Annotated in this window: 22 protein-coding genes and 3 pseudogenes; 12 read left to right on the top strand and 13 right to left on the bottom strand. The window is 56.8% G+C overall.

The window, feature by feature from the left end; translation table 11 throughout:
• Window positions 1–47: 47 nt before the first annotated feature.
• The 6 genes and pseudogenes from CFII64_RS29165 to CFII64_RS03290 form a co-directional block, all read left to right on the top strand.
• Window positions 48–286, top strand: a pseudogene (locus CFII64_RS29165) (transposase); the annotation flags it as partial.
• Window positions 287–543: 257 nt separating this feature from the next.
• Window positions 544–1452, top strand: a complete 909-nt coding sequence (locus tag CFII64_RS03270; RefSeq protein WP_020289337.1) for an alpha/beta fold hydrolase — start codon at window positions 544–546, stop codon at window positions 1450–1452.
• 215 nt (window positions 1453–1667) lie between these two features.
• A complete protein-coding gene (locus tag CFII64_RS03275; RefSeq protein WP_020289338.1) occupies window positions 1668–2603 on the top strand; it encodes a LysR substrate-binding domain-containing protein in 936 nt (311 codons plus the stop codon).
• 168 nt (window positions 2604–2771) lie between these two features.
• A complete protein-coding gene (tcuA, locus tag CFII64_RS03280) occupies window positions 2772–4226 on the top strand; it encodes an FAD-dependent tricarballylate dehydrogenase TcuA (protein ID WP_020289339.1) in 1455 nt (484 codons plus the stop codon).
• Window positions 4213–5370: a tricarballylate utilization 4Fe-4S protein TcuB gene (tcuB, locus tag CFII64_RS03285; RefSeq protein WP_020289340.1), complete on the top strand. Its 1158-nt coding sequence runs from the start codon at window positions 4213–4215 to the stop codon at window positions 5368–5370. Before tcuA ends, tcuB begins: the two co-directional genes overlap by 14 nt.
• A 49-nt stretch (window positions 5371–5419) precedes the next feature.
• Entirely contained in the window at window positions 5420–6721 is a 1302-nt protein-coding gene (locus tag CFII64_RS03290) for an MFS transporter (protein WP_020289341.1), read from the top strand.
• Window positions 6722–7065: 344 nt separating this feature from the next.
• On the opposite strand, the gene CFII64_RS03295 is transcribed toward CFII64_RS03290, so the two are convergent.
• The 7 genes and pseudogenes from CFII64_RS03295 to CFII64_RS03320 form a co-directional block, all read right to left on the bottom strand.
• The gene (locus CFII64_RS03295; RefSeq protein ID WP_020289342.1) at window positions 7066–8382 is read right to left on the bottom strand and encodes a CitMHS family transporter; all 1317 of its coding nucleotides are present in this window, start codon (window positions 8380–8382) and stop codon (window positions 7066–7068) included.
• Window positions 8383–8575: 193 nt separating this feature from the next.
• Window positions 8576–8697: pseudogene (locus CFII64_RS30190) on the bottom strand (hypothetical protein); the annotation flags it as partial.
• Window positions 8698–8706: 9 nt separating this feature from the next.
• The gene (locus CFII64_RS03300) at window positions 8707–10350 is read right to left on the bottom strand and encodes an acetolactate synthase large subunit (protein ID WP_020289343.1); all 1644 of its coding nucleotides are present in this window, start codon (window positions 10348–10350) and stop codon (window positions 8707–8709) included.
• Window positions 10351–10474: 124 nt separating this feature from the next.
• Entirely contained in the window at window positions 10475–11260 is a 786-nt protein-coding gene (locus tag CFII64_RS03305) for a 2-keto-4-pentenoate hydratase (protein WP_020289344.1), read from the bottom strand.
• Between the two features lie 15 nt (window positions 11261–11275).
• Window positions 11276–12310, bottom strand: a complete 1035-nt coding sequence (locus CFII64_RS03310) for an isocitrate/isopropylmalate dehydrogenase family protein (protein WP_020289345.1) — start codon at window positions 12308–12310, stop codon at window positions 11276–11278.
• A gap of 27 nt (window positions 12311–12337) precedes the next feature.
• Entirely contained in the window at window positions 12338–13282 is a 945-nt protein-coding gene (locus CFII64_RS03315) for an NAD(P)-dependent oxidoreductase (protein WP_371106418.1), read from the bottom strand.
• On the bottom strand, window positions 13279–15042 hold the full coding sequence (locus CFII64_RS03320; protein ID WP_020289347.1) for an IlvD/Edd family dehydratase: 1764 nt from the start codon (window positions 15040–15042) through the stop codon (window positions 13279–13281). Before CFII64_RS03320 ends, CFII64_RS03315 begins: the two co-directional genes overlap by 4 nt.
• Window positions 15043–15172: 130 nt before the next feature.
• Between CFII64_RS03320 and CFII64_RS03325 the strand changes: the two genes are divergently transcribed.
• The 3 genes and pseudogenes from CFII64_RS03325 (at window position 15173) to CFII64_RS03335 (ending at window position 18428) form a co-directional block, all read left to right on the top strand.
• On the top strand, window positions 15173–16057 hold the full coding sequence (locus CFII64_RS03325) for a LysR family transcriptional regulator (RefSeq protein ID WP_020289348.1): 885 nt from the start codon (window positions 15173–15175) through the stop codon (window positions 16055–16057).
• Window positions 16057–16167: pseudogene (locus CFII64_RS29695) on the top strand (DUF1525 domain-containing protein); the annotation flags it as partial. The gene CFII64_RS03325 and the pseudogene CFII64_RS29695, both read left to right, overlap by 1 nt.
• Window positions 16168–16568: 401 nt before the next feature.
• Entirely contained in the window at window positions 16569–18428 is a 1860-nt protein-coding gene (locus CFII64_RS03335; RefSeq protein ID WP_020289350.1) for an ABC transporter ATP-binding protein, read from the top strand.
• A gap of 227 nt (window positions 18429–18655) precedes the next feature.
• On the opposite strand, the gene CFII64_RS03340 is transcribed toward CFII64_RS03335, so the two are convergent.
• Entirely contained in the window at window positions 18656–19246 is a 591-nt protein-coding gene (locus CFII64_RS03340) for a TetR/AcrR family transcriptional regulator (protein ID WP_020289351.1), read from the bottom strand.
• A 71-nt stretch (window positions 19247–19317) separates the two neighbouring features.
• On the opposite strand from CFII64_RS03340, the gene bdcA reads away from it, so the two are divergent.
• Window positions 19318–20031, top strand: coding sequence for an SDR family oxidoreductase (gene bdcA, locus CFII64_RS03345; RefSeq protein WP_020289352.1), 714 nt, complete (start codon window positions 19318–19320; stop codon window positions 20029–20031).
• Between the two features lie 116 nt (window positions 20032–20147).
• Here the strand turns inward: bdcA and CFII64_RS03350 are convergent, their stop codons facing one another.
• From CFII64_RS03350 to CFII64_RS03360, 3 genes are all read right to left on the bottom strand, one after another.
• Window positions 20148–20861 carry a Twin-arginine translocation pathway signal and cupin region containing protein gene (locus tag CFII64_RS03350; RefSeq protein WP_020289353.1) on the bottom strand — a complete coding sequence of 238 codons (714 nt, stop codon included), beginning with the start codon at window positions 20859–20861 and terminating at the stop codon, window positions 20148–20150.
• Window positions 20839–21021: a hypothetical protein gene (locus CFII64_RS03355; RefSeq protein ID WP_020289354.1), complete on the bottom strand. Its 183-nt coding sequence runs from the start codon at window positions 21019–21021 to the stop codon at window positions 20839–20841. The genes CFII64_RS03350 and CFII64_RS03355 overlap by 23 nt, the downstream gene beginning before the upstream one ends.
• A gap of 210 nt (window positions 21022–21231) precedes the next feature.
• Window positions 21232–22140, bottom strand: a complete 909-nt coding sequence (locus CFII64_RS03360; protein ID WP_020289355.1) for a LysR family transcriptional regulator — start codon at window positions 22138–22140, stop codon at window positions 21232–21234.
• A 103-nt stretch (window positions 22141–22243) separates the two neighbouring features.
• On the opposite strand from CFII64_RS03360, the gene CFII64_RS03365 reads away from it, so the two are divergent.
• Window positions 22244–22903: a glutathione S-transferase family protein gene (locus CFII64_RS03365; RefSeq protein ID WP_020289356.1), complete on the top strand. Its 660-nt coding sequence runs from the start codon at window positions 22244–22246 to the stop codon at window positions 22901–22903.
• A gap of 75 nt (window positions 22904–22978) precedes the next feature.
• Here CFII64_RS03365 and CFII64_RS03370 read toward each other — a convergent pair whose 3' ends face one another.
• A complete protein-coding gene (locus tag CFII64_RS03370; protein WP_084488231.1) occupies window positions 22979–23248 on the bottom strand; it encodes an MFS transporter in 270 nt (89 codons plus the stop codon).
• Between the two features lie 451 nt (window positions 23249–23699).
• Here CFII64_RS03370 and CFII64_RS03375 point away from each other — a divergent pair, with 451 nt between their 5' ends.
• The gene (locus tag CFII64_RS03375; protein WP_044901141.1) at window positions 23700–24587 is read left to right on the top strand and encodes a LysR family transcriptional regulator; all 888 of its coding nucleotides are present in this window, start codon (window positions 23700–23702) and stop codon (window positions 24585–24587) included.
• A gap of 2 nt (window positions 24588–24589) precedes the next feature.
• Here the strand turns inward: CFII64_RS03375 and CFII64_RS03380 are convergent, their stop codons facing one another.
• Entirely contained in the window at window positions 24590–25810 is a 1221-nt protein-coding gene (locus tag CFII64_RS03380; protein ID WP_020289360.1) for an MFS transporter, read from the bottom strand.
• Between the last annotated feature and the right edge of the window lie 42 nt (window positions 25811–25852).

A 25852-nucleotide genomic window follows, 5' to 3' on the forward strand; every position in this document is an offset into this window, starting at 1 on the left:
TCACCTCCTGCGCAGCATTGATCGATGCCTCCTAAACAATCTGCGCCATTATCTTTCGATCCCGGCAAACCGACTGTGCTCAATGCAAGAGCGCTGCTGCCCGAACACTTCGCCTAGAAAAATCGTCCGCAGCGTCCATGAAGCGGCGCGCGATGTTGCGCTGCGCATCGCAAAGACACCTCAATACGTGTGCTCTCGCCACGAACGCAAGAAGGTCGAGATGTTGTTCGCTCACCTCAAACGAATCCTGAAACTGGATCGATTGCGACTACGCGGCATTGATGGGCTCTGAAGTGAGGGCCAGCGTCGACTTCTCCCAGCCTGAAATTCCGACTTTTTCAACAGAATCGGCCAGAAGCAGACCTTCCACCCAGTCCGCTTTCGACCTGAGCCAGACGTCAGAATTCCCGGGGTTTCACTGAGCGTCGATGGCCCCTATAGTGTCCGCCTCTTGATAGTCAAAGGAAGGGCTATGACGCTGATCATTTGTACAGATTATGTGTCCGCTAATATTGCAGCACACCGCGCAGCAAGGCGGATCTGATGCGTGCGAAGATTTTCGCGACGATGGGTGGCTTATTATGGTTGCTGTCAGCGCCGCTATCGGCAGGATCCAATCAGTTGCCATCTCCGTCAGCGGGGCATTCCGAGCAGCAGCGTATTTCTGTGCAGGTCGAAGGATCTGGCAAGGACGTCATATTAATCCCGGGACTTGCCTCGTCCCGCGAGGTATGGGCTGACCTGGTCTCTAGATTACGTCAGAGCCATCGCCTGCACCTCGTCGAACTGGCAGGTTTTGCAGGCTCTCCTGCCGCGCTCGATACAGAGGGGGAAGTCATAGCCCCTGCGGTCGAAGCGATTGCAGCATACATCCGCGCCCAGCACATCCAGGCACCGGTGATCATCGGCCATTCTCTGGGGGGCGAAGCCGCATTGATGCTTGGTGCTCGGCATCCAGACTTGGTGGGTCGCTTGATGATCGTCGATGCCCTGCCCTTCTACAGCTCATTGATGAATCCTTCGGCGACCAGCGAAACAGCGGCCCCGCATGCGGTAGAGATACGTGATTCTCTGTTGGCTGCATCTGCGGAGCAAACCGAAAACATGCAAAAAGCATCCATCGCCCGGCTTGTAAAAACCCAAGCACTCAGGCCCCGCGTACTCGCTGCGAGCATCAGTTCTGATCGTAGAACAGTGGCAAATGCTGTGTATGAATTGATGGTCACCGACTTGCGCCCTGAACTGAGTCACATCAGAGCGCCAGTCGAGGTCGTGTACGCATACGACCCCTTGTATGGCGTATCTTCATCCAACATCGATGCGCTGTTCCATCGCGCCTATGCCTCGACCTCCAACGTCCAGTTCACACGCATTGACGGCAGTTTTCACTTTGTGATGCTTGACCAGCCCGAACAGTTTGCCAGTACTGTTGAGGCATTCCTTGGTAAATGAGTGACGCAGAGCCGGGTCAGTATTCTTCCGTTCGCGAATGCTGGCAGCTATGTTGGTGCTGAGTGGCTGTAAAGGGTCGACTGCTGCCAATCTTGGACAAATCGCACGCGCCCAACGGTCAACCCAAACCTGCGACAATGCTTCTTTTCGGGCTTCGTCACTTGCGTGGCAAACGTTCAGGTATTTGAATAACAAATTCACGCGGAGCCGCCACATTGGAATTGAGACAACTGCGCTATTTCGTAAAAATCATCGAGCTTGGCAGCCTGGGGCGTGCGGCACTTGAACTAGACGTTGGTGTGTCAGCCCTGAGTCAGCAAATCTCTAAGCTGGAAAGCGAACTGTGCACCCGGCTCCTGAATCGAACCTCCACCGGAGTCACGCCCACTAGCGCCGGATTTGCGTTTTTACACCATGCCCAACTGACCCTGCGGCAAGCGGAAAACGCAGTCATGGCGGCCCATCGCGGGCGAATGAGCGGTTATGTCAGCGTCGGCTTACCACCGACTACCGCGACAGTGCTTGCGTTGCCGTTGATCAACGCAATGCGTACGCGTTATCCAGACATACAACTGCATTTGGTGGAAATGCTTTCCGGCCACTTGGCGGCGCAGCTCAACGCTCGGCAAATTGACCTGGCCATCCTGTTCCAGCTCGAAGGGGGTAAACGCTGGAGCGTGACTCCGCTGCTGGATGAAAAGCTATTTGTCATTGCCTCGCCTGGTCTGCCTCAAGCGCCTTCTGGTGAAAGCGTACAGTTAGCCAACCTCGGCGGCCTGCCGCTGGTAATGCCCAGTGCGCAACATGGTCTGCGCTCGGCATTGATGAGCGCCTTCGAGCGGGTCGGGCTAACACCCAATGTCATTATGGAGGTCGACGGTCTCGCTGTTTTGATGAACGCGGTACGGGCCGGCCATGCGGCAACAATACAGCCTGGGGCAGCCGCTGCATTGAAAGACGGGTCCGGACTTTCGCTGATCAGGATTGCCGATCCCCATGTAGGCCGGCGTAATCTTCTGGCGACGCTGGCTGACGACGAACTCTCGCCAGCGGCGCTGGCAACGCGGTTGGTCATGGTGGATGTGGCGCGACAGTTGGTCGTCGACAAACAGTGGCCCGGAGCTACGTGGATAGAAGGGGTAGACGCGTAATCCTCCTTCTACCCCGGACACAAAAGTCTCTCCTGACGACAAAGCCTTTAGAAAAACTAAACACCTCGCGTCAAAAGCAGCCTTTCGGCCACTCCTTCCCCACCCTATCGTTCTCCCCACTCGCAAGGAGCACTTCGTTCCCGCTTCCTTGCAAATCGAGGAGCGACAATGATCGATGTCTTAATCATAGGGGGTGGCAACGCTGCCTTGTGCGCCGCGCTGATGGCGCGAGAAGCGGGCGCCAGCGTGATGCTGCTGGAAGCCTCTCCGAAAATCTGGCGCGGTGGCAACTCCCAACACACCCGTAACCTGCGGTGCATGCACGACGAACCACAGGACGTGCTGATCGATGCCTATCCGGAAGAAGAATATTGGCAAGACCTGTTAAAGGTCACCGGTGGCCTCACGGATGAAAAGCTCGCTCGCATCGCAATTCGGGCATCGTCTTCTTGCCGCGATTGGATGCGTTCACACGGCGTGCATTTTCAGCCTCCTCTGTCCGGCGCGCTGCACGTGGCACGGACTAATGCATTTTTTATGGGAGGTGGCAAAGCGCTGGTCAATGCGTATTTCCGCAGCGCCGAGCGTCTGGGTGTAAAAGTTCGCTACGACACGCAAGTGACCGACATCGAGTTGGATGAGGGGAAATTCGTCGCTGCCCATGTGGGCGAGCATGAGGTCGATGGTCAGCGTTTCGCCGCAGAACGCATTGAAGCCCGGGCCTGCGTGTTGGCAGCCGGCGGCTTCGAATCCAACCGTGAATGGCTACGCGAAGCCTGGGGTCAGAACGAACGCGGTGAATGGCCATCAGACAATTTCCTGATTCGCGGCACCCGATTCAATACCGGCATTTTGCTACGGCGCATGCTCGACCTCGGCGCAGATGTGATTGGCGATCCAACGCAAGCACACATGGTAGCGATTGATGCCCGTGCGCCGCTCTACGATGGCGGCATCTGCACCCGAATCGATTGCGTATCGCTGGGAGTCGTCGTCAATCGTGATGGCGAACGCTTCTATGACGAAGGTGAGGATTTCTGGCCAAAACGTTATGCGATCTGGGGGCGGCTGGTGGCTGGACAACCCGGACAGCAGGCCTATTCGATTATCGATCAACAAGCCATCGGCCGCTTCATGCCACCGGTCTTTCCCGGAACCACCGCCAGTACGCTGCAAGACCTTGCCCGCCAGTTGAAGCTGCCTCAGGAAAAATTCGTCAAGACGGTCGAGGACTACAACAGCGCCTGCCGCGTTGGCACATTCGATCACACGGCGTTGGACGATTGTCACACCCAAGGACTGATGCCCGCCAAAAGCCATTGGGCACGGCCATTGGTGAAACCGCCTTTCTACGCCTACCCACTCAAACCGGGTGTCACATTCACCTACCTCGGCCTCGCCACCGACGAAACCGCTGCCGTGCACTTCAACGGCGAGGCAAGCCCCAACCTGTTCGTCGCGGGCGAAATGATGGCCGGCAATGTCCTGGGCAAAGGCTACACCGCCGGCATAGGCATGGCCATCGGTACCGCGTTTGGCCGCATCGCCGGTGTCCAGGCGGCCGCTTCGGTGGGCTTTGGCGTCTCACCTGCAAACATGGAGTTTCGACATGCAACTGTTTGATCCTCAATCGTCGAGCGGGTTGATCCCGGTGTTGAATCTTGACGAAAGTGAAGTCCAGCGGCAGATGACCATCTGCAATGCCTGCCGTTATTGCGAAGGCTTTTGCGCGGTATTTCCGGCGATGACCCGGCGCCTGGAATTCACTCAGGCCGACATCCATTATCTGGCGAACTTGTGTCATAACTGCGGCGCGTGCCTGCACGCCTGTCAATACGCCGCCCCACACGAATTCGACGTCAACATACCCAAAGCCATGGCGAAAGTGCGACTGGATACTTATGCCGAATACGCCTGGCCGCAAATGATGGGCAAGTTGTATCAGCGCAACGGCCTGACCCTGGCGCTGGCTTCAGGTGGGGGACTGGCGTTGTTTTTATGCCTGACTCTGATGCTCATGGGCAACCTGTTCACGACCATTCCCGGGGGCAACTTCTATAAGATTTTCCCGCATAACACCCTGGCGCTGATGTTCGGCTCAGTGTTCGGCTTTGCGGTACTTGCCCTGACCATGGGTGTAAGGCGCTTCTGGCGCAACGTTTCACCGGTCGCAGCACCACTGCCGTTGAAAACGTCCGCTGTTTTGGAGGCTACGGCCAACGTCGCGAAGCTCAAATATCTGGACGGCGGCCATGGCCGAGGCTGCAACAACGCCGACGATCAATTCACCTTGTGGCGACGCCGGTTCCACCACCTCACCTTCTACGGCTTCATGCTGTGCTTCGCCGCCACCGGTGTCGCAACGCTCTTTCACTATCTGCTGAAGTGGTCGGCACCTTATCCGATCTTCAGCTTACCGGTGATGTTGGGTATTGCCGGTGGCATCGGCCTGCTGATCGGCCCGGCGGGTCTTCTCTGGCTGAACCTGCGTCGCAATCCCGCCCACGGCGATGAGAACCAGAAACCCATGGATCGCGGCTTCATCGCTCTGCTGTTTCTGGTCAGCGCAAGCGGTCTGGCGCTACTGGCTTTGCGTGAAACCAGCACCTTGGGCTTGATGTTGGCTATCCATCTCGGCCTGGTCATGGCGTTTTTCTTGACCATGCCTTACAGCAAATTCGCCCATGGAATATTCCGCAGCGCAGCGCTGCTCAAACACGCCATCGAAAAGCGTCAACCCAACCCGATCAACGCCGGCAGCGACTGACGGTTAAACCACCTATTCCAAAAACAATAGTGAGCACAACGGTAGCCTAATGATGAAAACGACAACGACAACAACCCGAGGCAAGGGGTCCAAACTGGGCGCCATTTTACGGGTCACCAGCGGTAACTTTCTCGAGCAGTTCGACTTCTTTCTGTTTGGGTTCTACGCGACCTACATCTCCCAGACTTTCTTTCCAGCCACCAGCGAATTTGCCTCGCTAATGATGACCTTCGCAGTATTCGGCTCCGGATTCCTGATGCGTCCGCTAGGCGCCATTGTGCTGGGGGCATACATCGACAAAGTGGGCCGTCGCAAGGGGCTGATAGTGACGCTGTCGATCATGGCCGCCGGTACCGTATTGATCGCCCTCGTGCCGGGCTACGCCGCCATCGGCGTGGCGGCACCGATTCTGGTGTTGTTGGGCCGGCTGCTCCAGGGCTTCTCCGCTGGTGCGGAAATGGGCGGTGTTTCCGTGTATCTGGCCGAAATTTCCACCCCCGGTCACACTGGTTTCTACACCAGTTGGCAATCGGCCAGCCAACAGGTGGCAATCGTCGTCGCGGCCGCGTTGGGCTATACGATCAATGCCACGATGCAAGCCGCTGAAATTGCCGATTGGGGATGGCGTATTCCCTTCTTCATTGGCTGCGTGATCATCCCGTTCATTTTTATTATTCGCCGCTCACTGGAGGAAACTGCTGCCTTCACTGCTCGCAGCCATCGTCCAACAACTCGCGAAGTGTTTCGCTCGATGCGTGACAACTGGCGCACCGTACTGGCGGGCGGCCTGTTGGCATCTATGACCACCACCACGTTCTACCTTATTACGGTCTACACACCGACGTTTGGCAGGACAGTCCTGAACCTGAGCACCACTGACAGCCTGGTGGTCACACTGCTGGTAGGCATCAGCAACTTTATCTGGCTGCCTATCGGCGGCGCCATCTCCGACCGTATTGGTCGTCGGCCACTGTTGCTGGCGATATCGTTGCTGTGCATATTCACTGCCTATCCCGCCATGCACTGGCTAGCACAAGCGGCTAGTTTCGAACGACTGCTCGCTGTTCTGCTGTACTTCTCATTCTTCTTTGGCATCTACAACGGCGCCATGGTCGCGGCACTGACCGAGGTCATGCCACAGAACGTGCGGGTAGTCGGGTTTTCACTGGCATTCAGTTTGGCCACCGCAGTATTTGGTGGTTTTACCCCGGCAATCTCGACGTTGCTTGTTCAGGCCACGGGTGACAAAGCATCACCTGCCTACTGGCTGATGTTCGCGGCGGTGTGCGGGTTCACGGCGACGATGGTGCTGTACCGTCGGCAAAAAGCTTTGGTAGTCAAAACCGTTTAATTCCTTGATCACCCACACGCCGATCCGCGCGGGAACCGAATCAAGGTGGTTTGAGGTCGATTACAGTCTTTCGTCAGGGCAGTAATCGGCCTAAAGACCACATTCAATATGGCATGCACAGATTCTTCGAATTACGCTGGCCATTGATACGCCTGGTTGCAGGAATTCCTGGACGACTTGGGCTTTAAAGGGCTTGGGGTAAGAAGTTCTTTGGCGCATGGAAATCCTGGCGGGAAGAGTGAGGGTGTCCACGTATTTTTAGCTGAACACCATCGCCCTTATGGCTCGGATCGGGTAAGTGAGTTCGCCGGGCGCTTACAGTGGACAGCTACAAACCAAGGTTTCTAACGATGCTGGTACAGAGGAAACGCACCGAACAGGAGTCCTCCCGCCAAGAGTCCAAGGCTCGCGAGAATCGCCCATTTAAGGGCAAACCGCTGATGATCACCCAAGTCAACTTTGGCTAACGCGACTAGCAGATAGAGAGCAGGAACCAACGGACTAAGCAGGTGAACCGGCTGCCCCACTATGGAAGCCCGGGCGATTTCCAAGGGGCTAATGCCGTATTGCGCGGCGGTGTGCGCAATGACCGGTAGAATTCCGAAGTAGAACGCATCGTTGGACATGAAAAATGTAAAAGGCATGCTGATTAATGCGGTAAACAACGCAAGGTAAGGCCCGAAGCTTTCTGGAATCACATTGAGCAAACTCTTCGCCATTGCATCGACCATACCGGTGCCCGCCAGAATTCCAGTAAATATGCCGGCGGCAAAAATCAGGGCAGTCACTGCCAATACGTTAGCAGCGTGTGCTGCAATACGTTCTCTTTGCTGCTCGATTTTTGGATAGTTGAGAACGATGGCAATCGCAAACCCCACCATGAACAATACCTGAATCGGCATCGCCCCTACGACAAGGCACGCAATCAGTGCGAGTGTCAAAAGCAGATTGGCCCAGAACATCTTTGGACGACGATTGTTGTCGCACTCCTCCACTGAGCCATGCCCTAACGCCAGTGAGCCTTCATCAACACTTTCGAGTTCTATCACACCGAGTCGTGCGCGCTCCCGACGTCCGAGAACTATGGCTGTAAAAACCAGGCACGCAGCGGAGATGAGCATAGCTGGGATCATGGGAACAAAGATTTCCAGCGCATCTACATGCAGCGCGGCGGCAGCACGTGCGGTCGGCCCGCCCCAAGGGGTGATGTTCATGATGCCGCTGGCGATACTGATCAGACATGTCATCCCCAGAATATTCATTCCAAGCCGCTGATACAGCGGCAGGAAAGCGGCACACGCGATCATGTAGGTAGTGGAGCTATCACCATCCAGCGAAACGAGCATGGTGAGCACTGCAGTGCCTACCAGTACTTTCAACGGATCGCCTTTTACCAGCTTGAGGATCTTGCGTACCAGCGAATCGAACAGCCCGGCATCAATCATGATGCCAAAGTACAAAATCGAAAAAGTCAGCATGACGCCTGTCGGTGCAAGCGTCTTGATGCCATCGAGCATCATCGCTCCAAGGCCGATGTAATGCCCACCGATTACCGCGAACACAATAGGGATGAGGATCAGTGCAATCAACGCCGAAAGACGCTTTGTCATGATCAGGTACATGAAGCAGATGACCATCGAAAAACCAAGAATTGCCAACATCGCCGAACTCTCTCTTTTTTATTAGGCGCACAGGGATCCAGCGGCCTGTTTCGGCCGTCCGAATAACATCGTTTTATTGAGCGGGTCGGGTTAAGGCGGCGCAGCAGCGCTGGACGGGAGTTGAATCATGGCGAGCCTCGCATTTGTTATGTTTGTTATGCAGTACGCGGTCGGTAGATCAGGTCAAAACGGTTCAAACGTTTACGCAGAGATATTTGATCTGCAGATATTCCTCAATCCCGTAACTGGATCCTTCAAGGCCGAGGCCAGAAGCTTTATGTCTCCGAAAGGAGCGACCTCATTGGAGATCAAGCCCGCTCACGCTCATACTGCTGCGCTGCGATGTTTGATCTCGTGATGCAAGATCCGATCGTTCTCTGAGTAGTCGACCGGACAGTCGATCAGGTGCACGCCTGGTGTTTCCAGGCAGCGTTGCACCAATGGCGCGAACTCGGCGGCACTGCTCACCCTGTGACCGAAAGCGCCGTAGCTTTGTGCGTACAGAACAAAATCTGGATTGCCGTAATCCAGCCCGAAATCTTCGAATCCCATCTGCGCCTGCTTCCAGCGAATCATCCCGTAACCGTCATCTCTTAAAACGATGACCACCAGGTTCATCTTCAAGCGCACAGCCGTTTCAAGTTCCTGGCTGTTCATCATGAAACCGCCGTCGCCACATACCGCTACGATTGGAACCTTCGGATGAACCAAGCGGGCCGCCATCGCTGAAGGAAAACCGGCGCCCATTGTCGCCAACGCGTTATCCAGCAACACAGTGTTAGGCAGGTGCGCTTTGTAGTTACGTGCAAACCATATTTTGTAGATGCCGTTGTCCAAAGCGACGATGCCTTCAGACGGCAACACTTGACGCAAATCAGCGACCAGGCGCTGGGGATACACCGGGAAACGATCATCCGTGGAGCCTTCGGCTATATGCGCCTCGTTGGCTTCACGGATGGCCAATATCCGTTCGAAGTCCCAGGTCGGCTGAGGTTTGATTTCTTCGCTGATGTGCCAGATCGCATTAGCGATATCGCCCACGACCTCGATTTGAGGGAAATAAACGGGGTCCACCTCAGCAGATCGGAAGCTGATATGGATCACCTCAGTACCGCCCCGCACCATGAAAAAAGGCGGCTTTTCGATGACGTCATGGCCGATGTTGATAATGAGGTCAGCAGACTCAAGCGCACGGTGAACGAAATCATTGACGGATAACGCAGCATTGCCCAAAAACCGGGGATGGCGTTCGTCGACCACACCTTTGCCCAACTGCGTGGTCACGAACGGGATGCCGGTTTTTTCAATGAGCTGGAGCAGTACCCTGGCGGTCATTTTCCGGTTGGCGCCCGCGCCAATCACCAGTATCGGGCTGTGCGCATGTTCGATCCTGGAAACGGCGGCGCGTATTGCCTTGCGCTCCGCCACCGGACGACGGCTGAGGCTCGGTGCAATGGGCGTACTGTCGGTGTGCTCGGCGGCTATGTCCTCAGGCAATTCGAGATGTACTGCCCCAGGCTTCTCCTCTTCAGCCAAGCGAATGGATTCGCGGATACGCGACGGGATGTTGTCGGCGGATGCCAGTTGATGGGTGTACTTGGTCAAGGGTGCCATCATTGCGCAGACATCGAGGATCTGAAAGCGGCCTTGCTTGGACTTCTTGATGGGCTTCTGACCAGTGAGCATCAGCATCGGCATGCCTCCAAGATAAGCGTATGCGCCCGCCGTCACCAGGTTGGTCGCACCAGGCCCCAAGGTAGAAAGGCAGATCCCGGTCTTGCCCGTCAGGCGGCCATAGGTGGCAGCCATGAAGCCGGCTGGCTGTTCGTGTCGAGTGAGGATCAACTTGATCGTTTGAGACCGGGAAATCGAATCCAGAAGATCCAGGTTTTCTTCACCGGGAATACCGAAAATATAATCAACACCCTCGTTTTCCAGGCAGCGCACAACCAGCTCGGCAGCTTTCATTTTTCTACGCTCTCATCTACTCATTAAATCGATGTGGGCCACAGCGTGTGAACCCACGACTCTGTTGTCCGGGAATTGCAGGCCGAACTTGAGAGGCATCCTTATTTCAGAACGGATGCGAACTTCAAATAGAGAATGTCAGCGTCTTTCCGAAATAAGTGACGGACAAGACATGACCCTTTCCTTGAATATCGAAAGGCGCACACATGGCTCCCGTCGAGACAATATCGCCCGCCCGCAACGTTTCGCCCCGCTCGGCCGCATGCGCATAAAGCGCTGCGAGTGACGCCAACGGATCGGTCGCGGCGTCGCCGAACAGACCTTTCGCTTTGGGTTCGCCATTCAGGTGCACAACCGTCGTCTCGGCGAGTTCACGCAGCGCAGCCAGATCAAGACCCTCACCTATCGACTTGCCTACGACGAGCGCTTCAAAGCCTACGTTGTCGGCAGCGAAGCTCGGCCAACCGACCACCTTTCGATCGACAAATCGAGAGCGCACCACCTCAAACGTCACACAGGTGGTGCGGATATCTTCGGCGTCGACCTGCCTATTTGCCAACGGTGGCAGGTCGCGATCCAGCACGAACGCTATCTCGCATTCGATGGTCACCGGAGAGTCTGCGGGCAGGTTCAGGTGAACGCCGCTCGCGTGAACACGCGATCGTTGCAATTGGCCAATCAGCGGCCGCGTCAGGCCTCCCGAGCGCATCGCGGCGGGGCTTCCAACACCCAGCTTCCAGCCGACGCGCTTGCCCCCAGCCAATTTGAAAAACGCGTCTTGGGCGTCATAACCATGCTCAAGCGTCTCAGGTTTTACACCCAAAGGCAGAGCACTCATCAATGCGCCGCTGATCCAGGCTTTTGCCAGGACGGATGCAGTGGCGGCAGGATCAAAAAAAATGGTTTCCATGTTCAGCTCCGGGTTTTAAGTGCGAAGTCGTGCACAAACAGCGTCAGCGAATTCAAGGGTTGATGCCTGGCCTTTCAGGTCGCGTGTTTGAACACCGTCGATGTTCAGCGTCTGGTCGATCGCGACACGCAGGCGTTCGGCCTCCTCAACCAGATTGACATGCGCCAGCATCATCGCCGCCGCGAGCATGAGCGAAATCGGGTTCGCTACACCTTTACCTGCAATGTCGGGAGCAGAGCCGTGCACGGCCTCGAAAATGGCAGCGTCGTTCCCGAAATTTGAACCCGGGGCCATGCCCAGGCCTCCGACCAACCCGGCCAATTGGTCAGACAGAATGTCGCCAAACAGATTCGTGCAAAGAAGCATGTCGAAACGCCAAGGATTGAGCACCAATTGCATGGCGCAGGCATCGACGATCATGTCGTCCATCTCGACACGGCCTTCGTACTCCTTTGCTACATCACGAGCGGCTTCAAGGAACAATCCTGTAAGGGCCTTGAGGATGTTGGCTTTATGGACAACCGTGATTTTCTTGCGACCATTTTTGATCGCGTATTCAAACGCAAACCGCGCGATCCGTTCGCTGCCCTCCCGGGTATTCATACCACTGGAAACTGCAACCGCTCTCGGGTCATTGCCTACCTGTATGTAGTACTCGTTCGCGACGTAAAAACCGGCGAGGTTTTCCCGGATAAGAACCAGATCGATGTCTTCATAACGGCCCGGAACGAGGCTCTTGGCTGGCCGGACATTGCCGAACAATTCGAAAGCCTCGCGAAGCCGGACGTTCGATGACCGAAATCCTTCACCTACAGGGGTCGTCAGTGGCCCTTTGAGCGCCAGCTTACGTTGACGAATGCTCTCAATGGTTACGGCTGGCAAGGGATCCCCGAGTGCCTTAACCCCGGCCATTCCCGCAGGCTGAATATCCCACTCAAACGGACTGCCCAGTGCGTCGAGGACTCGGACGGTGGCCTCCACCACCTCTGGCCCGATACCGTCACCAGGAATCAGCGTTGCCGGAATCTTTTCTATACATGATGAGTTCACAATGAATTCCCTGATTGCTGTGTCGACTTATGAAAAATGCCCTGCAGCCATCGGCTGCGGCTGAGGCCGGGCCCGGAACGTCACATCCAGCAGCCGCTCATATACTTTGATCATCGCGCCTTTATCGCCATCGCCATGACCTTGCAGCAACGCCAACTGGTACGTTGTCGTCGAGGCCGCCAGCACTGGAAGCGGGATGCCGAGCTTCGCGCTCAGTTGTGCCCCACTGACCAGGTCTTTGTAGGCGTGTTTCAGGGGATAGCCGTTGCTGAAATCGTTGTTGAGAATATGCGGCAAGAAGAATTCAGAGGCGTAACTGCGCCCTGTTCCACTGTTGACTATCGACGCGACTTTTCCGGCATCGAGGCCCAGCTTGACCGACATCGGTAAAATTTCGGCAATCGCAGCGCAGTTGATATCGAAGAGCAGTTGGTTGATTAGCTTCGCCAGCTGCCCCGTGCCTGCGCCGCCCATGTACAAGATGTTTGAAGCCATTGCTCTCAGATAGATGGCAACTTCCTCAAACACATCTTCACTCCCGCCACACATTGCCGTGAGCGTGCCGTCTACCGCTCGGGCTTGCATACCTGAAACGGGTGCGTCAATGAAGCGGATATGCCTTGCGGCCAATCTTTGTTCTATCTCGGTGGTCTGGGTGTAACCGATGGTGCTGGTGTCCACGACGGTGCTCCCGGGGCGCATCCATTGGGCGATACCGTCAGCGCCAAATAAGAAGCTTTGCACAACCTCGTCGTTGGGCAGTGACAGGAACACCAGATCACTGTCTGCCAGGGCGCGCAGATCGTCGGTCGGTATTGCTCCCAGCGCTTCAAGCTCGGGATAGGCTCGGCCACTCGCCGTGTGCACCATCAGTTCCGGGCACACAGCCAGCAGGTTGATCGCCATGGGACGCCCCATCTGCCCCAAGCCAACAAACGCAGTTCTCATATCAAGTTTTCCCCGGTCAATCATTTGCGTGGAACAGAGCCGGTGATGCTCGTGGCCTGCAAGAAATCGAAATCCACGCCTTTATCAGTCTGCGTGACCGTTTGCAGAAAGAGTTTGAGGTACCCCCGGTCGCCTGTTGGCGCTTCTATGGGATGGTTCTGGGCGCGCCTCATCAGCTCTTCGTCTGAGATCAGTACCGAGATTTCACGATTTGAAAGGCTGAGGCGAATGCGGTCACCGCTCTGCACATAAGCGAGGGGGCCACCCACTGCTGCTTCTGGCGTAACGTGCAGCACAATCGTGCCGAATGCCGTGCCGCTCATGCGCCCATCGGATATTCGGATAATGTCTTTCACGCCAGCTCTCGCCAGCTTCTGAGGAATGGGGATGTAGCCCGCTTCAGGCATGCCTGGGCCGCCCTTCGGCCCGATATTCTTGAGCACCAGAACATCTTCGGGATTGACGTCCAGATCGTCGCTGTCGATTCGAGCAGCAAGGTCTTCCATGTTCTCGAACACAACGGCGCGACCTTCGTGCTCCATCAGTCGAGGGTCAGCCGCCGATTGCTTGATGATCGCACCACCCGGGGCCAGATTGCCGCGCAGAACCGCGATGCCTCCCTGCGGATAAATGGGTTGGGTGAACGGTCTCACCACAGACTGAGCGAATGCGGGCTCACCTCGTTCGATTTCCTCGCCCAAGGTTCTACCGGTCACGGTCAGTGCGTCGAGATTCAGTAGAGGCTTCAACTCACGTAGCAGCGTGGTCATGCCCCCTGCGTGGTGAAAGTCTTCCATGTACTGCGTACCGGAAGGTTTGAGGTCGAGCAGCACCGGAGTTTCGCGGCTCATCTGATCCAGGGCTGCGAGGTCGACTTCCAGGCCCATCCGACCAGCGATAGCAGTCAGGTGAACGATCCCGTTGGTGGAGCCGCCGATGGCGAGCAACACGCGCATGGCATTTTCGAAAGCTGCCGGCGTGAGAATTTTGTCGATCGTGCGACCTTCGCGTGCCATCTCGACGATACAGGTGCCTGTTTCCTCTGCGATCCGTATGCGATCGGAGGTAACTGCAGGCGGCGATGCGCAACCTGGGACGGTCATCCCCAAGGCTTCGGCAATACACGCCATAGTGCTGGCGGTTCCCATCACGGAGCAGGTGCCTACGCTTGCAACCAGTCGACTGTTCACATCGCTGATTTCGACATCATCCACCTCCCCCGCACGAAATTTACCCCAGTAACGACGGCAGTCCGTACAAGCGCCCACCCTCTCCCCGCGATGACTTCCGGTGAGCATCGATCCGGTAATCAGCTGTATGGCAGGGATTCCTGCCGACGCAGCGCCCATGAGCTGCGCAGGGACGGTTTTGTCGCAACCGCCGATCAACACCACGGCATCCATGGGCTGTGCGCGGAGCATTTCCTCGGTGTCCATCGACATCAGGTTGCGCAGATACATGGAGGTTGGCGCTGAAAAACTTTCGCCAATGGAGATCGTTGGAAACTCCATCGGCAGCCCCCCAGCGAGCTGAATGCCCCGCTTCAGGGCTTCGATCAATTGCGGCATGTTGCCGTGGCAGGGATTGTAAGCACTGCCGGTTGAAGTAATGCCAATCACCGGTCTTTCAAGCGCTCGATCGGTATAACCGGAACCTTTTATGAAGGCTTTTCGCAAGAAAAGAGAAAACCCTTTGTCACCGTAGCTGGTAAGGCCGCGACGCAGGCCAGCGGCGTTCCGCTTTTCATCTGAGGGTCGGGCAGGCAGGTCTTTGTCGACGGGCATGGCAGTTATTCCGGGCTTTTTGATGTTGTGCTTCCATACTAAGAACGCCCGTCACTTATGTGAAATATATTGTTATGATGATTCTAATCACAAATTGTTATGAGTCGTTCTACCCCGAGGATTAGCGTCAATGAATTTGAAAGCCCTCAAATGCTGTGTTGAGATCGCTCGCCAAGGTAGCTTCACCAAAGCTGCACAAAGCCTGCATATCGCACAGCCAGCGTTGAGCATGGCTGTCACGCGACTTGAGGAGGAGCTTGGCGTCATGCTTTTCAATCGCGCGGCTCGACAGATCACGGTCACCGCCGAGGGCCAGTGTTTTCTGAGACGGGTTGAAACGGCGATGCTTGAGCTGGACATGGCGCGCCAGGAGCTACGTGACATGGCTCAGTTGGTGACGGGAGAAATCAAGCTCGGGGTGCCGCCGATGTTTGGAATCAAACATGTGCCCGAGTTGCTGAGCAGTTTCCGCACTGCCTACCCGGGGATCACCATGACCGTCGTCGAAGGTAGCGCGGATGCCATTGGTCAGCGCCTGGAGAGTCGAGAGATCGACGTGGCACTGCTCGAATCGCGACGAATAGGCAGCACTTGGGATTCGGTCTTGCTCGGTAGCGATGAGATGGTCTTGTGCATGACCTCTAATCATCCGCTAGCCAGTGAGCCCTACCTGGAAGCTCGCCATCTGCAGGATGCTGAAATGGTTGTGTTCGACAAAACTTTTTTGCAGCGTCATCTTCTGGACACTTTTTGCCACGCAGCTGACGTTAAATATCGAATCGCCTTGCAGAGCAACTTCGTATCACTCGTGACGAAAGCGACTTATGACGGCATGGGCATATCGACGTTACTTCGCTCGGTGCAACAGAGTGAAGCGGGCATAGTCGGAATTCCATTTAAGCCTGCGCAGGTGATGACCTTCAAGCTGTGCTGGAGAGCAAACGAGTACCTGTCATTGGCCAACAAAAGGTTCGTCGAGTTCGCCCAAGCTGCTGGCTTTTTTGGCAAACCGTGATGGGAGTCACCAGAATCCCGGCCGTGGTAGTTGATCGCCGATACGTCGTTTACGGCGAAACTGATAAACGTCGCCCCTTGGAGCGTATTGAGGAGCATCGGAGAGCAGAAAACCTATGGTGTGTAATCAGCGCCATGCTCGCAACCTTGGGTGGTGTTTATTGCGAGGACTGCAATATCGCGACATTCAATGAATCGGAGAAGGGACGCAACGGGGTGGTGACATGGGAGGTTGACGCAGAATACGCCGAGCGTCACTGGCGCCTGTCCGAGCTATGGACCAGCATGACGGTGTCATGACTTGGCGATTCGTATAACAGACCGGTGTGCAATCCGGTCTCGCGCGCCGGCATCACCCAAACACTGCGAGTACGACTACCAGCCGACCTCAAGGCGGCGAGTGCTCCACATGATGGAAAAGGTTCAGGAAGATTAACCTTGTCCCCCTACAAAACCCTGAAAGCAACCTTTAAATGCCAGAATCCCCTTACTGGATTGCATTGGAGATCATCATGCTTGGCGCGTTTGAAAAATGGCTCGACCCCTTCCCGCCCGACGAGGTACCGCCGCCGCCCGACGGATTGCCGCGATTTCTTTGGGCCTGCACGCGGGGCGCCCGCGGTTACATCCTCGCGCTTGCGCTTCTCAGTGCAGGAGTGTCGATTTACGAAGCATGGCTATTTTCATTTCTCGGGCAGGTCGTGGACCTGCTATCGACCTGGCAGGCCGGCGGCGATGCGGCCATGCAGGAAAGTCGCGTGCTGTGGGGCATCGGCATCGTATTGCTGACCAGCATTGGACTGGTAGCGTTGCGTACCATGGTGCAGCACCAGGTATTGGCGATCAATCTGCCGTTGCGGTTGCGCTGGGATTTCCATCGATTGATGTTGAGACAAAGCCTTTCGTTCTTCTCCGATGAGTTTTCCGGCCGGGTCACTACCAAGGTGATGCAGACGGCGCTGTCTGTACGCGAGGTGCTGTTCACCATTATCGAGATCGCACCTGGGATTGGCGTGTATTTCATCGCGATCATCGCACTGGCCGGCGCCTTCGACCTGAAACTGATGTTGCCTTTTATTGCCTGGGTCGCGTTGTTCGGGCTGGCGATGCTGTACTTCGTGCCCCGCCTGGGAAAAGTCGGGCAAGAACAGGCCAACGCCCGCTCATCGATGACCGGGCGTATCTCCGATGCCTACACCAACATCACCACGGTTAAGCTATTTTCCCACTCCAAACGTGAAGCACATTTTGCGCGCGCTGCGATGGAAGATTTCAAGCTCACTGGCTTACGCCAGATGCGCCTGGTCAGCCAGTTCGAGATCGTCAACCAGGCATTGGTGGTCGCGTTGATCATGGGTGCAGGCGGTTATGCCCTGTGGCTGTGGCATCAGGGGCAGGTCGGCACAGGTGCCGTTGCGGCGATTACCGCCATGGCGCTGCGCATCAACGGCATGTCGCACTGGATCATGTGGCAAATGACTTCTCTGTTCGAGAACATCGGCACCGTGCAGGATGGCATGTCAACCTTGACGCGCGGCCCCAAGGTGCAGGATGCGCCGGACGCGAGCGTGCTGGTGACCACTGGCGGCGCGGTGACCTTCGATAAGGTGAGTTTCAACTACAACGGCGAGCGCCAAGTGCTCGATGGCCTGAGCCTAAGCATTCGCCCGGGTGAAAAAATCGGCCTGGTGGGTCGCTCGGGCGCCGGGAAATCTACGCTCATCAACCTGCTGTTGCGGTTCTATGACGTGGACAAGGGTGAGATCCGCATCGACGGGCAGAATATCGCGCACGTGACGCAAGACAGCCTGCGCAGCGCCATCGGCATGGTCACTCAGGATACGTCCCTGCTGCACCGGTCCATTCGCGACAATATCGCCTATGGCCGTCCCGATGCGACCGACGCGCAAATCCGCCGCGCTGCGGCCAATGCCCAGGCCGACGGGTTCATCAGCCAACTGAGCGATAAACAAGGTCATTCCGGTTACGACACCTTGGTGGGTGAGCGTGGTATCAAGCTTTCCGGTGGCCAGCGTCAACGTGTCGCGATTGCCCGGGTGATGCTCAAGAATGCCCCGATCCTGCTGCTTGACGAGGCCACCAGTGCGCTGGATTCAGAAGTTGAAGTGGCCATCCAGGAAAGCCTCGATGAAATGATGAAGGGCAAGACGGTGATTGCCATTGCCCATCGTTTGTCCACGATTGCGGCTATGGACAGACTCATCGTCATGGATGATGGACGCATCATTGAACAAGGCACCCACGCCGAGTTGCTCGGGAAAAACGGTATCTATGCGCGCCTTAGGCGTCACCAAAGCGGCGGGTTCCTGGGGGAAGATCAGGGCGTGGCCGAGACCATGGAGCAGGATTGAACGGACTGACAGGCTATCGATCCGCAGAATGCAAGGCGCGGTCAGCCGTGCGCCGCATGACAGGGGATCGCGTAGCCGTCAGGATCGTTGATAACAAAGAAGCGATCAAAAGGACCATCGGCACCGGCGCACAGGATCTACGCCACGCTCCGACGGAATGAGACTCTGAGCTTTTCAGACGCAGGCACCATCTCGTTTTCAAACGTCGCGCGGCACTTTTGAGCAATTCAGGCAGGAAGCACCTGCGCGAGCACTACGCCAGCAAGGCGTGCGGTAGCCAGGAGGCGTTCCAGGCTTTGTCCGTGGCGCGCGCTGGCCGAAAGCCCGGCCATGGTGGTGCAGACAAAATCCGCCAGCCGATCGGCCTCCAGCGGGTAGTGCTCGGCGATGCTGTGTCTAATGACGTCCTGGGCAGTTACATGAAAACTGCAGGCAACCTCACGCGCCTCCGAATCGTTGCTCCGTGTGCCCTCCAGCACCATACAACCGGTGGCCGTGGGATCGGCGGCGTAGCTGCGCGCAGCCTGCTCCAACACCTGCGCAAGCGACACAGCCAACGGCCTGTCAGCCCCCAGAATTTGTAATAGAGGGATGGCGCCGGTCAGGGCGTACCGGTCCAGAACCCTCGCGTACAACTGCGCCTTGCTGCCAAAAGCCGCATAGAAGCTGGGCGGATTGATCCCGAATGCTTTGGTCAGGTCGGCAACACTCACGCCGTCGTAGCCCTTGGCATGGAACAGGCGCTGAGCGGTCGCTACCGCCTCATCCGGATCGAACCGGCGTGGACGACCACGCGTAGGCAATGTATTTGTAGTCATGATTACAAAATCTTTGACAGATGGGATGTCGCATATTGTAACATGCGCTACATTAATCAGGAGGCGTGATCATGTCAGATTTCAAGAACAAATCGGTGCTGGTGCTGGGTGGGAGTCGGGGCATTGGTGCCGCGATCGTAAGACGCTTCGTCGCAGACGGTGCGAACGTGGCATTTACCTACTCGGGCTCGCCGGAAGCGGCACAGCTGCTTGCCACGGAAACAGGCAGCAGCGCGTATTCGACGGACAGCGCTGACCGCAATGCAGTCATCGCCAGGGTACGAGACAGCGGTCCATTGGACGTACTGGTAGTCAATTCCGGCATTGCTATCTTCGGCGATGCGCTGGAGCAGGATCCGGATGCCATCGATCGCCTGTTTCACATCAATGTGCACGCGCCGTACCACGCATCGGTGGAAGCGGCGCGGCAGATGCCTGAAGGCGGGCGGATTATCGTGATCGGATCGGTAAACGGCGACCGCATGCCCTTGCCCGGTATGGCGTCCTATGCATTGAGCAAGTCCGCACTGCAAGGAATGGCGCGAGGCCTGGCACGGGATTTCGGCCCGCGCGGTATCACGATCAATATCGTGCAGCCGGGACCGATCGACACAGACGCCAATCCAGCGAACGGTCCGATGAAGGACCTGATGCACAGCTTCATGGCGATCAAACGTCACGGTCGTGCCGAAGAGGTCGCTGGAATGGTGGCCTGGTTGGCCGGACCGGAAGCGGGCTTCGTGACGGGGGCGATGCACACGATCGACGGTGCATTCGGCGCCTGACGATTTTACGCAGCCGGAGCTTGCGCGTCCGGCTCATTGAGGCGCTGGTTGTCGGCAACCATCACACTCAGTGGTGGCCAAATCCGCTGTGGATTTGGCCACGCCAAAGTGTGCTGTCAGCCGCGCCAGTGCTCCACTACCCCTCCCTTGTCACCCAGCACTGGATCAGTCTGGGGAAACCACAGTTGTGCTATCTGTTCGATCTGCGCTGGCGTGGCCGGGTCACGATTGATATCACCGTCCTGCGCCGGCGGATAGGCGCCGACGACCATGAAGTCGTTGCTGGAGCCGAGGTTGCAATGCCCTGTTCCCGCAGGAAGCAACAGCACATCCCCGGCCTTGACCTCGACCACGTGGCCCTCCGGGCCGCCTAGCATCAATCGCGCATCGCCAGCATAGACGCCTAACACCTCGTGACCACGGGTGTGGTAGTGGTGGTAGGAAAAAACTCCGTAGCGCCATTGCGGCGGCCAGCCGTTGGCTGTAAATGAGCGTTCGACCAACTCCGCCGGATCGCTGCCGCTCACGTCCAGCGCGGCGGGATAAATCAGCACGGGCAGCTTCGGATTGTTGGGAATACCGCTGTTGGCGTTCAGCATCAGCGTCTGCACGGCAGGCGTCTGTTTCATGGTCAGTGCTCCAGTGCCGGGCAGGCTCGGCAAGGTGGATATACTGAACTGACGGCGAGTTGATGCCTTGGTTCGATTTCTGTTGAATTCGCGTGATGTCGATAGCGAGGCGACGGCGGCGCCCCAGATCAGGCAGCCCGAGCTGATGCCCAGCGCCCCCGCATTGTTGAACAGCACATCAATCGGCCCTGCGTCTTCCATCACCTGTTGGATGCTGCTCGGGTCGGTCAGCGACCTTGAAGATTGTCATGCCGCCATCCGCCAGCACACCGTTGGGGCCGCCGGCTTTTTCCATGAATGGGCCGCTGAGTACGGTCAGACCTTTCTCCTGCATGTCGATCATTTGGCCAACATGGTCCATGAACCCTGCTGCCCATAGAGGTAGCTCCTACCGATCAGGTATGGAACGGCACCCACATCATTTTCACTTCGACATTCAGCTGGCCTGACTTGACCGTTGGATCGTCAGTGCCGATCTTGGCCGACTTGCCCGATCTGAAGAGATCGCCAGGGCAGCGCTGTTTCTGCTATCGGACGACAGTAGCTTCGTCATAAGTTGACGAGATTATGCTCATGGTAGGGACTCCGTTCGCCGGTTTCCTAATACGGCAATAAGGTGGGTTACCAGTGCCCGCACCTTGGCCGAGGGCTTGGGTCCCGACGGAAATACGGCAAACGCTTTCAAAGGCTCAAGCTCGTAGTCGGGCAACAGTTGAATAAGGGTGCCGTCCGATAGCTCTTGTGCTGACATGATGGTTGTCACATTCGCTATGCCAAGACCTGCCATTGCAGCAGCCAGGATGCCTGGGGCTGCATCGATCCTGACTCTTCCACGCAACGTCACTACCCGTTCCGTGCCTGCTTTAAACAGTTTCAACGTGCTTTTCTCTGGAAAGCTTTGATCGTGCAAGAGTGCGTCGTGAAACGCCAGATCTTCAGGCACTTCTGGCACGCCTCTCTTGGCGAGGTATGCGGGCGACGCCACTAACACACGCGGCACCGATGCAATTTGTTTAGCTCCAAACGCAGAATCTTCAAGCGTGCCCATACGGACTGCCATGTCTACTCCAACTGCCACCAGGTTCTGCCGCTCATCTCGCATAGTGATTTCGACTCGCAGCTCAGGGTGACGCTCGAGGAAGACGGGCAACGCGGGAATGACCGCTCGTGAGCCATACACGATAGGTACCGCAAGACGGATAGTGCCACGCAGGGAATCAATTCCTCGAGCCGCATCTTCCGCGTCCTCCAGGTCGGCAGCAGCTTGGCGAGCCCTCTCCAGGAACGCCGCGCCAGCCTCGGTAAGCGCCACATTCCGGGTTGTGCGGAGCAAGAGTTTCACACCCAGGCGAGTTTCCAATCCGGTTACGATACGAGAGGTCGACGGCTGTGAAATCCCAAGTTCCTGGGCGGCACGGGAGAAACTTCTTGACTCCGCTACGCGGGTGAAAACCTCGACTTCAAGCCAGCGATCAGTCATTCATATTCCAAATAAGTGTTCTGCCAATCGGCAGTATAATTTTGTCCAGCGAAAAGGTTTACCTTGTTTTCTTCACCTACCAAGATCGATATGTGAGGAAACAATGTCCATCAAAATTTACGGCGATCTCGGCTCGGGTAGCCTACGCCGCGTGACTACAGCTGCCTCAATCATGGGCGTCGATATCGAACGTATGAATATCCACTTGTTCAAGGGTGAAAGTCATACCCCTGGGTTCCTGAAGCTGAACCCGCACGGGCTCACTCCCGTGCTTCAAGATGGCGATACCGTCATCTGGGAAGCCTCAGCCATCAATCTGTACCTTGCCGAAAAAGCGAACTCAAACTTACTGGGACGCACGCCGTCAGAAAGGCTTGAGGTACTGCAATGGATGTTCTGGTCGGGTGAGCAATGGCGGATCTTCTCCACCCTTCTCTTCAATGAATGGGCGGGGGAAAAGTGGATGGGCAAGCCAAGAACGGACGCAATCGTCCGGTTAGCAATGAGCAATATTCGCAACGCAGCGGCAGTTCTGGAATCCCGCCTGGCGACACAAAAATTCATCGTCGGTGATGCGTTGACCCTCGCAGACATTGATATTGCAGCACCTTTTTCGCAGTGCAAACGCACTGGCGCCCCCTTCGAGGAGTTCCCGAATTTGGTCGCTTGGCAACAGCGTTTGCTCGAGACCGTGCCCGCCTGGGCCGCTACTCGTGAAGAAGTAGAAAAGCGGATGGTTGCAGCCGTTAGCGGCGTAAGCTGACCGCTGCAAGGCGAAACCAGTCTGAAGACCAAAAACCAAGATCATGATGGTCCGCGTCGGGTCGTTTGCTGCCTTTCACGTAACTATAGCGATAGCTTTGGCGCGGCCGCGCTGTTCAGGCGGCACTACGAGACTGGCCAATGCATTCGCACCGGGTACATCCACTGCCGCCGCGAATGCTAGAGCCACGCTCGCGGCCATCAACGACCAGTAGCCACTAGCCGTGTAGGCCAGCAGATTGGCGACCGCAAATAACGCCATAGCGCCGATCAGCAGCCTGCGCCGGTTCAGGTTCCCGGTCAGCGCGCCCAGCACCGGAGAGCTCAATGCATAGGAAGTTCTCAACCAGGCCTGCGATCTCTTCGATGGTCAAAGCGCGGTTCGGCGTATTGGGTACCCGACCTTCGGTGGTGTAAGCAACGCCGCCGTGCAGGACTTCCGATGGGCCGACGGGGACGCTGTCTGCAGGCTGCACGTCGATATTGGATTGGCGACCGGCATGATAAAGCTGCAGAAAAATTTTGCCGCCTTTGGCGCCAGTTCCGCTTCGGAGCTGTCCATCAATTCAGTAGGACTGGCAAACTCAAATGCAGCGTGTGCAGCCAGGCGAATGAGCTGAACGTCATTGCGCACCAGCGACCTGCGGCACAGGATGTTGATTAGTTCAGCACTCGACAGGTCGTATTGAAAACGCGGCCATCACCGGCGCCTCGTTCCCGATTACTTCTCTTTCCTATTGCCCGGCCCACCTCTACTCTGCATTAACCCTCCCTCCGCACCGAGCACACCTCAAATGATGGACAGTCTCAGCGGCATTACGGCCTTCATTAATGTGGCCGAAACCCGTAGCTTTACCGAAGCCGGCCGGCTGTTGGAAATCTCCTCGTCAGCAGTGGGCAAGAGTGTGGCGCGCATGGAAGAACGCCTGGGTGTTCGGCTGTTCCATCGCAGCACCCGCAGCGTCACCCTGACCACCGAAGGCGAGCTGTTCCTGGACCGCTGCAAACGCATCATCAGTGAGGTCGAGGCAGCCCAGATGGAGCTGCTGGAGTTATCTGCCACGCCGCGTGGCAAAGTGCGCATCAGTGTGCCCATCCAGAACGTGCTCATCATGCCGGTGCTGGCTGGATTCATGCGCGCTTATCCGGACATTGAGCTCGACGTGGACATGTCCGACCGAATGGTGGATGTGGTCGAAGAGGGTTTCGATGCGGTTATCCGAACCGGGGCACCGCAAGACTCCCGGCTGATGGCGCGCAAGCTCGGCGGCTATCGATTGCAATTGGTGGCATCGCCCGCGTACCTGGAGCGCAATGGTAACCCTGTGCATCCCGATGACCTGATCCATCACACCTGCCTGCTGCACAAATTTCCGGCCACCGGGTTGACCGAGCGCTGGCCGCTGCGCGTGGGCGACACGCACATTGAGCCGAATCTGGCGCGGGCATTGACTTGCACGACGATGGACCCCCTGACTTACCTGGCGATGGATGGGGTGGGTATAGCCTGCCTGCCGGACTTTTCAATCCGTGAACCGTTGGCCGACGGCAGGCTGAAGGTAGTGTTGGAGGATTACACCGACCACACCGGCAACCTGTGGATGCTCTGGCCTGCGTCGAAGCAGACAGCACCAAGGCTGCGGGTGTTGATCGACTTTTTCAAAGACAACGTTCTGAAGAGTTGAAATCACCGCTGCAGGGATTGGGCGATGGGGGTCTTTTGGATGCCAAAACTGAGCATCACCGCCAGCCCGAGCAAACCGATTGCCGCGCCCAGCCAGAGAGCTGACGGCACACCTGCATGATCGACCATCAAACCACCGAATAGTGAACCTGAGGCGATGGCAATCTGAAAAGTGGTGACCAGCATTGCCGAACTCGCCTCTGGCAGTTGGAGCGATGTCAGTTGCATCCAGCTGCTCACGCCCAGCGGGATCGCACCGTATGCAATTCCCCACACCAAGACCGCCAGTGACACGGCCATCCCCTGCAACTCAGGCAAGGCCAGCTGTGCTGTCACCATCAGCAATACCACGGCGCCCAATGAGGCACGCAAATGGGTAGTGATGGTCCCGGCCATCGCAAAGTTCGCCATCATGCCGACCAGGCCGAAACCCAACAGGATCGCGGTGATGGCCGTTGGTGAAAAACCAGCGTCATGGCCAAGGAAGGGAGCAATGTAGGTGTAAGCCGTAAAATGTGCCGCCACCACAGTGCCCAATAACAACATGCTACGACGGGCATTGTCGCGCGACAAAAATGCCACAAGCGCACGCCACTTCAAGCCTTCGCCGGAAGGCAGTGACGGCAAGGTGACCGCTTGCGCAATCAGCGCCACCAATGCGAGCCCTGCTGTCACGGCAAAGGACATGCGCCATGAAAACAACGTGCTGATAAACGTCCCGAACGGCACCCCGAATACTGTCGCCAGGGTGATTCCTGCGAAGATCAACGCGGTGGCCTTCGCCGCCTTTGACTGGCTGACTAGCCGCCCCGCCACGGCAATGGCGACGGCCCAAAATCCGCCTAACGCAACACCGAGAAGCCCGCGCCCCAGCAACATGATCGCCAGTGAGGGAGCCACTGCGGATACCACATTGGAAGCCACGAGCACCAGCGTCAACAGCAGCAACAAGTGACGCCGGTTCATACGGCCCGCGCCAAGCATGATCGCCGGTGCCGACACTGCGGCAACAACACCCGGCACGGTGACCATCAACCCAGCAACACCTTCGGTGATGCTGAGGCTGTAAGCGATCTGCGGTAAAACGCCTACCGGTAGATATTCAGTAGTGACGAATGCAAATGCGCCAAGGGCAACGGAGTACACCGACAACCAGTCGCGGGAGGAAGGAGCTTGCTCCTGAGGCTGCTCTGAAGCAGCAGGTATTACAGGCGAATCGTTCATGGGACAGCTCCACAAGAAATGAGTGGTGCCATGTTAGGTATC

The sequence above is a fragment of the Pseudomonas sp. CFII64 genome, from assembly GCF_000416235.1.
Lineage (GTDB): Bacteria > Pseudomonadota > Gammaproteobacteria > Pseudomonadales > Pseudomonadaceae > Aquipseudomonas.